1 protein-coding gene is annotated in these 2,639 nt (G+C 73.2%); it reads right to left on the bottom strand.

Annotation, left to right across the window (positions count from 1 at the left end; genetic code table 11):
- The coding region (locus Msi02_RS44240) for an FAD-binding and (Fe-S)-binding domain-containing protein (protein WP_275414238.1) at window positions 1-2,639 on the bottom strand (2,639 nt) is incomplete at both ends.

Genomic DNA, 2,639 nt, shown 5'->3' with positions numbered 1-2,639 from the left:
GGACGGACGAGCAGGTCGGGTGCAGGGCGAGTGAGGCCAGCTTGCGGTCTTGGGGTGGCTGTGGCAGCCGCGGCAGGACGTGCTCGGCCACGAAGGTCACGGCGTCGAGCACCCGGACGGCGGGCCCGGCCGCGCCGTGCGGCCGTCCTGCGCCGTCCGGCCGTCCGAACCCGGCGGATGCCGGTTCTTCCGAGGCCGCCGCCGTGAGCCGTTCGAATCCCTCGGTGCAGGAGGCGGCGTCGCTGACGACCGGGATCGTGCCGCCGTCGGTCGCCGCAAGGAGCGTTTCCCGTACCCGGCGGCGCATCACCTCGTAGCCTGCGGTGAAGCCCTTGGAGGACCACGGGGTGCCGCAGCACAGGCTGGCGATGCCCTGCGGCACGTGCAGGCGCAGGCCGGCGCGTTCGGTGAGTCGTAGCAGCGCGGTCATGACGCCGGGCCCGCCGTCGGCGGGGGCGAACATGGTGTTCAGGCAGGACGGCAGGTAGACGGCGTCGGCGTCGGCGTCGGCGTCGGTGTCGGTGTCGGTGTCGGTGTCGGTGTCGCGTGCCGGGGCGGGACGGCGCCGTCTGCCGCCGCGTGGCAGGTCGCGGCTCCACTGGGGGACGGTGTCGGGGCCGGCGAGGGCGCGGGCGGCCCGGCTGGCGCCCTCGGCCAGCCCGGCCGGGGCCGCGGCGGCGGCATCGAGGGCGAGGTTCATGGCCCGGGTCACCCCGTCCCAGTGCGTGGCGGCGCTCTTCCAAGCGGTCGCCGCGGCGCGGCCGTGCCGGCCGGCGCGCAGGCGTTTGGTGAGGTCGCCGGTGTTGATCAGCACGGGGCAGGCGGTGGCGCACATGCCGTCCACGGCGCAGGTGTCGACGGCGTCGTAGCCGTACTCCTCCTCCAGCTGCCGGGCCAGGGCGTCGTCGCCGGCGGCCTGGGCCGCGGCCAGTTCGCGGCGCAGCACGATGCGCTGGCGGGGGGTGGTGGTCAGGTCGCGGCTGGGGCAGACCGGCTCGCAGTAGCCGCACTCCACGCACCGGTCGACCTCCGGCTCCACCGTGGCGACCGGTTTGAGGTCACGCAGGTGCGCCCTGGCATCGTCGGTCAGCACCACACCGGGGTTGAGCGTGCCGGCCGGGTCGCACAACCGCTTGACCTCACGCATCACCGCATACAGCTCATCGCCGTACTGGCGGCGCACGAACGGGGCCATGACCCGGCCGGTGCCGTGCTCGGCCTTGAGCGTGCCACCACGCGACAGCACCGCCTCCACCAGATCCTCGGTGAAGTCGGCGTAACGCTGCAGGTCGCCACGCTGCAGGTCGCCGCCGAAACGCTCGTTCAGCATGAAGTGCAGATTGCCGTCCTTGGCATGCCCGAAGATCACACTGCGCTCATACCGGTACCGGTCGAACAACCCGGTCAGCTCAGCGCACAAATCCGCCAGGACGGGGACGGGGACGGCGACGTCCTCCAGCAACGCCGTCGTGCCCGACGGCCGCGCCCCGGCCACCGCCGCGTACAGGTTCTTGCGGATGCGCCACAGCCCGGCCCGGCCCGGGCCCTGCCCGCTGAGCCGGGCCGGAGCGGCCAGGTCCATTCCGGCGAAGATGCGCCCGGCCTCCCGCTCACGTGCGGCGAGCAGCTGCGGGTCGGACTCCTGCCACTCCACCAGCAGCGCCGCGTGGTCGCGCACCTCCAGGCTGCGCAGCAGCTCGTCGGCCTTCGGGTCGAGCTGGGCCACCCGCAGCGACTCGGCGTCCAGCAACTCAACAGCGGCGGCCCCGGCCGCGACCAGCTCAGGCACCGCCGCCATCGCCTCCCGCAACGCCGGGAAGACCACCAGGCCGGTCGCGGCGAGCCGGTGCGCCGGCACGGTCCGCAGCACCGCCTCGGCGACGAACCCGAGAGTGCCCTCGCTGCCGACGAGCAGACGGGCGAGGATCTGCGCCGGACTGTCATGATCGAGGAAGCTGTTGAGGCCATACCCCATGGTGTTCTTGATGGCGAACTGCGCGGTGATCCGGCGTACCGACTCGGGGTTGCCGCGGACACGCTCGCGCAGCCGTACCAGGCCCTCGGCCAGAGCGGGTTCCAGCGCGCGCAGCCGCGCGTCGGCGTCGGGTGCGCCGGTGTCGATCACGGTGCCGCTGGGCAGCACCACGACCATCGACTCCAGCGTCCGGTAGGCGCTGGCATGGGTGCCACACGTCATCCCGCTGGAGTTGTTGGCCACCACCCCGCCGATCGTGCACGCCGCCTCACTGGCCGGGTCCGGCCCCAGCCTGCGACCATACGCCGCGAGCCGCGCGTTGACCTGCCGCAGCACCGCCCCCGGCTGCACCCGCACCCGCGCACCACCATCCAGCACCTCCACACCGCGGAAGTGACGGCGGGTGTCGACCAGCAGATGCTCACTCACCCCCTGCCCCGACAGGCTGGTACCACCGGACCGGAAGGTCAACGGCAACCCCGCCCGCATCAACGCCGCCACCTGCCCGGCGTTCTCCGGCACCAGGACCGCCTGCGGAGTCAGCAGATAATGCGACGCATCATGCGCCATACCCAACCGGTCACTCACCCGCGACCGGCTGATCCCCGGCACGACCGCCTCCACCGCCGCCAGAACGGCAGGATCCGGCGGGGCGATACGGCGC

Origin of the sequence: Microbispora siamensis, assembly GCF_016863095.1 — a bacterium.
GTDB classification, from domain to species: domain Bacteria; phylum Actinomycetota; class Actinomycetes; order Streptosporangiales; family Streptosporangiaceae; genus Microbispora; species Microbispora siamensis.
This window is presented reverse-complemented; position numbering and strand designations above follow the sequence as displayed.